This is a genomic window from Lacticaseibacillus thailandensis DSM 22698 = JCM 13996 (genome assembly GCF_001436135.1).
Classification (GTDB): Bacteria; Bacillota; Bacilli; order Lactobacillales; family Lactobacillaceae; genus Lacticaseibacillus; species Lacticaseibacillus thailandensis.
The window spans coordinates 1-4,691 of sequence record NZ_AYZK01000014.1 but is presented as its reverse complement, the minus strand read 5'-3'; the positions used below and the strand labels follow the sequence as shown (position 1 = coordinate 4,691).

General features: G+C 54.3%; 6 protein-coding genes. 2 read left to right on the top strand and 4 right to left on the bottom strand.

Going from position 1 to position 4,691, the window contains the following annotated elements:
- Nucleotides 1-85: 85 nt before the first annotated feature.
- Together FD19_RS09420 and FD19_RS09415 are read right to left on the bottom strand one after the other, a co-directional pair.
- Nucleotides 86-517, bottom strand: a complete 432-nt coding sequence (locus FD19_RS09420; protein WP_054749136.1) for an Hsp20/alpha crystallin family protein — start codon at nucleotides 515-517, stop codon at nucleotides 86-88.
- 54 nt (nucleotides 518-571) lie between these two features.
- Nucleotides 572-1,012, bottom strand: a complete 441-nt coding sequence (locus FD19_RS09415; RefSeq protein ID WP_054749135.1) for an Hsp20/alpha crystallin family protein — start codon at nucleotides 1,010-1,012, stop codon at nucleotides 572-574.
- Between the two features lie 260 nt (nucleotides 1,013-1,272).
- On the opposite strand from FD19_RS09415, the gene FD19_RS09410 reads away from it, so the two are divergent.
- Both FD19_RS09410 and FD19_RS09405 read left to right on the top strand, forming a co-directional pair.
- Nucleotides 1,273-1,791: a DUF805 domain-containing protein gene (locus FD19_RS09410; protein ID WP_056969912.1), complete on the top strand. Its 519-nt coding sequence runs from the start codon at nucleotides 1,273-1,275 to the stop codon at nucleotides 1,789-1,791.
- A 66-nt stretch (nucleotides 1,792-1,857) separates the two neighbouring features.
- Entirely contained in the window at nucleotides 1,858-2,538 is a 681-nt protein-coding gene (locus tag FD19_RS09405; protein WP_056969910.1) for a DUF554 domain-containing protein, read from the top strand.
- Nucleotides 2,539-2,607: 69 nt separating this feature from the next.
- Here the strand turns inward: FD19_RS09405 and spxB are convergent, their stop codons facing one another.
- Complete coding sequence (gene spxB / locus FD19_RS09400) at nucleotides 2,608-4,434, bottom strand: pyruvate oxidase (RefSeq protein ID WP_056969908.1); 1,827 nt, start codon at nucleotides 4,432-4,434, stop codon at nucleotides 2,608-2,610.
- Between the two features lie 65 nt (nucleotides 4,435-4,499).
- On the bottom strand, nucleotides 4,500-4,691 hold a 192-nt coding region (locus FD19_RS09905), incomplete at its 5' end, for a hypothetical protein (RefSeq protein WP_235804155.1).

Sequence of the window (4,691 nt, the reverse complement as noted above, 5' to 3'; positions counted from 1 at the left end):
ATTCCGCCATCGCGGCAACAACAGAATTTAGTATAGCAGGTCGCAAGATTTTTGCCAAGCACTTCGCCGGAAAAACTACCAGCAACTAGTCAATATTGATTTCGTGACCAGTCTGTTCCTCTTCCTTGACCTTTGGCAACGTAATACTCAATACACCATCGTTGTAGCTAGCCTTGATCTGGTCGGCGTCAACATACGGCAGGCGGTAGCTACGGGACATGCTGCCGTAACTACGCTCCTGCATCAGCAGGTTGCCATCCTTATCACTGTGGTCAGCGTCCGTGTGCTTAGTGACCTGGATGCTGAGCACGTTGTCCTGGTAGTTCAGGTGGATGTCATCCTTGTTGATTCCTGGCACATCGACCCGCGCAACGTAGCTGTTGCCCCGGTCTTCAATGTCGGTCTTCAACCCCCGTACCTGACGTGGGGCAAAGAAGTCGTCAAAGAAGTGACGGCCCAAGTTGTCAAAGAATGGGTCCGCAAACATATCATTCCGCCGCATCATTTCGTTAGCCATAAAGCATACTTCCTTTCATTAATTCTCTACATCAATCAATTGGTCCAAGTGAAACTACTGAATGTCAATTTGGTGTTGGTCAACGTCCTGCGTGACTTTCGGCAAGGTAATGGTCAGCACACCGTCCCGGTACGCGGCCTTAATCTTAGCCGCATCGACGTGAGGCAATTCAAAGTCGCGCGTCATACTCTCGGCGGAACGCTCGTGCATCAGCGTCTGACCGTGATCATCGCGCTGACTTTGCTCCGCCTGGCGGTTCACGTTGACCGTGAGCACGTTGTCCCGGTAACTCAGGTGAATGTCATCCTTATTGACCCCCGGGACATCGACCGTCGCGACGTAACGGTCATCCTGTTCCTGTATGTCAGTCCGCAAGGCGCCAACCGGCGTGGCCGTGGCCCGGGCATCCGTAAACGGCGTGAAGAACCGACGACTCAATTCATCAAAGAACGGGTCATCCAACCAGTTATCCATCTGCATTAATTCATCACTCATAGACTACATCTGCCTTTCCTAAGGGATAACCCCTTTCCTTGTTTACATAATAATGATGCCATGTTTTAGCACTCTTGTCAAGAGAGTGCTAAAACTTTTTTGCAGTTGTTTTACAACCAGTTTTTTGCGCGCCTACGCGTGTCGACTACGCATAACGGTGCTACCTAGCTCCGCAAATAGCCGCCGTCAGCTCAATTACAAATTGATAGTCATCCCCTGTTATTTATGGTTTAATTAGGCCAAGAAGAGGAGGTAACATCATGGCCACAAAATCCAATCATTGCGAACAAGATTATGCCCACAATCGCTACTACGGGGCTACTGGTCTCACCGCCATCGCGGCGTTTTTTGCCAACTACGTCAACTTCAAGGGCCGGTCACGCCGGAGCGAATACTGGTACATGTCTTTATGGCTGTACTTGCTAAGCATCATCCTGGTACTCGGAATGGTACTCATACTGTCAGGCTACGCCACTGGCATCCAAGGAAATGCCGCTACCGCCCTGGGGCGAACACTGGGCGTCGGTGTGGGGGTAATACTCGTCGCAATCGTCATCTACGCATTCGCCATTTTTCTACCATCACTTACGCTGCTCGTACGCCGTTATCGTGACGCGGGTTGTCCGTGGTGGGTACTGATGATTCAGTACGGTGTGATGGGCGCGGGCGCCGTAATCTGGGGCTATCCAAGTGATGCGTTTAACGCGCTCTCCATTATTAGTGGCCTCGTCACGTTGGTCATCACGCTCCTGCCCAGCCGCATCCCGGCAGGTAACTAGGACCACTGTCGGCCCCTAGTTACGGTATAATATGAAGCAATACTAGCTATTAGGGAGCGTGATCTTGTGTGGGGAACAATTTTTAATACGGCCATGATCATCGGCGGTAGTACGCTGGGGGCGGTGCTGGGACACGGTCTGCAGGCACACTACCACGACATCATGATGACCGCGATGGGCCTAGCCGTCATGGCGATCGGCCTCAATACTGCCCTGACCCACATGGCCAAGAGTCACTACCCCGTCTTGTTTATTGTCAGCCTAGCGGTAGGCGGTATCTTGGGTGAGTGGCTCGACCTCGACGGCCACTTCAACCGGCTACTCCAACGCCACGCGGGCCAATCCAGCCTAGGTCAGGGACTTGCGACCGGAATTCTTCTATATTGTATCGGTACCCTGTCCATCGTCGGTCCCATCGAGGCTGCGCTTCGCGGCAACATCACCATGCTGCTCACTAACGGGATGCTCGATGGGGTCACCAGTACGGTGCTGGCTAGCACCTTTGGTATCGGCATGATTCTCGCTGCCCCCGTGCTGTTCTGTTGGCAGGGCAGTATCTACTTATTGGCCTCCCTCGCACAGGGCGCCATCAGTACTGCCATGATCAACGAATTATCGACTGTGGGTGGCATCCTTATCTTGGCTAGTGGCATCAGCATTCTGGGGCTAAAGCACATCAAAACACTCAACCTGCTCCCCGCCCTCGTCGTCCCCATCGTGGCAGTGGCCATTTTGCAATTATTCTAGGTACCGCAAAAACGCTGGCCGTCAGTCCCCAATGGACTGACGGCCAGCGTTTTTAATTGCGAATTATTATTACAGTTGGACACCCGCATTGTCAAAGAAGTAACGGAGCGGGTGCAAGCTGGCGGCATCAAAGTAGGCAAAGAAGTCCGCCAGGGTCTGCACTTTAGGTGCGTCGTGCTTGCTGTTAAACGCCGGATTGAAGAACTCATCCACTTGACCGTCATGGACGTTGACGATGAGGGACTCCGTAGCAAACGTCCGGTTAGCGGTGATCTTAGCATCGATGAGGAACGGCTCCCCCGCCTTGCTGGCCGCAACCGCCCGGGCAAAGGCGGGTTGCAGGTCACCCGTCTTGCGCACCGTTGCGCCCTGAATGCCCATCGCCGCGGCAATTTGGGCAAAGTCCTGGTCAGCCAGGTCAATACCACTATATTCGGCCATGTTCACATCGTCCTGCTCACCCTTGATGAAGCCAAGCACGGTATTACTCGTGACCACGTTAATAATTGGCAAATGGTACTTCTTTTCGGTGATCAGGTCCTGCATGACCATGGAGAACGCTCCGTCACCCGAGATACTGAATACCTGCCGGTCCGGGAAATCGAGCTGTGCGGCAATGGCACCGGGCAACGCGGTGCCCATCGAGGCAAACAACGCCGACATCGTCCACTTGTTCGCTGGGCTGAGGTGCAGGTAACGAATGGCGTTTATGCTGTTGTCACCCACGTCCACGGCAAAGGCTGCGTCGGGCGCCGCGACGTCGTTAATCGCTTGGTAAAGCGACTCCGCCTCAAGCGGGTCAGTGTCCCGGTGAGCACGGTCGTGGAGGTAACCCCGCCATTCGTGGCTATCAGCAATGGCTGCCTGGTAGAAGGCACTTGGTGCAGCCGGTTCACTCCGCGCTAACAATTGTTCCACAAAGCTGGTCGCGTCGGACCAAACGCCGAGGTCAACGTGGTGCCGGCGACCAAACTTAGACCGGTCAGTATCAACTTGAATAAACTTGAACGGGCGTGACTCAAAGACGACCCGGGCGAACGGAAAGTCGGCCCCCAGCGAAATGGCCAGGTCTGCCGCGCCGAAGATTTCGTTGGCCGCTTTGGCACCAAGTCGGCCCAACGCCCCCAAGTTGCCCTCATAATCAGGATCAACTTTGCCCGTCGCTAAACTGGAAGTCACCAACGGGATCTGCAGTTTCCGCGACAGCGCGACCAACTGGGGACCACCATCACGAATACCTTGACCCACATTAATAACCGGCCGTTTGGCGACTTTGATCATCGCCAGGGCCTGATCCACCTCGGCTGTGGTCGGCTGCGGCAACGGTGCGGGCTTAGCCGCAACTTCCGCGTCTGCGCTGGCATACGGCCGGTCCGGAATTTCAACCATACCGAAATCGTTGGGGATGATCACCACCGCTACTCCGCGCTGCTGGTACGCGATGCGAATGGCCTTATCCACCACGTACGGCAGACTTTCCGGAGTCATGACGGTGCGGTCATACACCGCGACGTCCCGGAAAATGGGATCCTCGTCAAACTCCTGGAAGTAGTCATAGTTCATGTTGGTGTGCGGGACCTGGCCCACGAGCGCTAAAACGGGTGCGTGATCCTCCCGCGCGTCGTACAACCCGGTCAGCAGGTTGGTCGCCCCAGGACCAGCTGACCCGAACGCTACACCAATTTTGCCGGTTAACTTAGCATCGGCTGCGGCGGCAAAGGCCCCGACCTGCTCGTGCCGAATCTGAATATAACGGATGCGCTCTTTTTCGTCGTCGAGCGCGGCCATGGTGGAATTAAACGAACCACCGGGATACCCGTACACGTGGTCAACGCCCCACGCCTCTAGCACCCGTAGCATGGCAACACTCGCGCGCACAGTCTGTGTACTAGCCATAAAAAACACGCTTCTTTCTGTATGCGATTGGGTTTGACAGCGATTACATGGATAATGTACCACGTTTATAGCTTACTTTCAATTAGTAAGTGTGCTTTTATGATCGTTAAAATCGGGTAGTTGCCCAGGTACACCAACGTTGCGGGGCTATTGTGCCCGGAGTCATACATGTTCTTTTTTATTGCCGAGTAGCAAAAAAGCACCCCACTACCATTACTAGTAGTGGGGTGCAAGTTGTTACCATCTGCCGCGAACAG

What these genes read in the sequence shown, in the direction of transcription:
- FD19_RS09420 (WP_054749136.1), bottom strand. Translation starts at nt 517, where the DNA reads ATGGCTAACGAAATGATGCGGCGGAATGATATGTTTGCGGACCCATTC.
- FD19_RS09415 (WP_054749135.1), bottom strand. Translation starts at nt 1,012, where the DNA reads ATGAGTGATGAATTAATGCAGATGGATAACTGGTTGGATGACCCGTTC.
- FD19_RS09410 (WP_056969912.1), top strand. Translation starts at nt 1,273, where the DNA reads ATGGCCACAAAATCCAATCATTGCGAACAAGATTATGCCCACAATCGC.
- spxB (WP_056969908.1), bottom strand. Translation starts at nt 4,434, where the DNA reads ATGGCTAGTACACAGACTGTGCGCGCGAGTGTTGCCATGCTACGGGTG.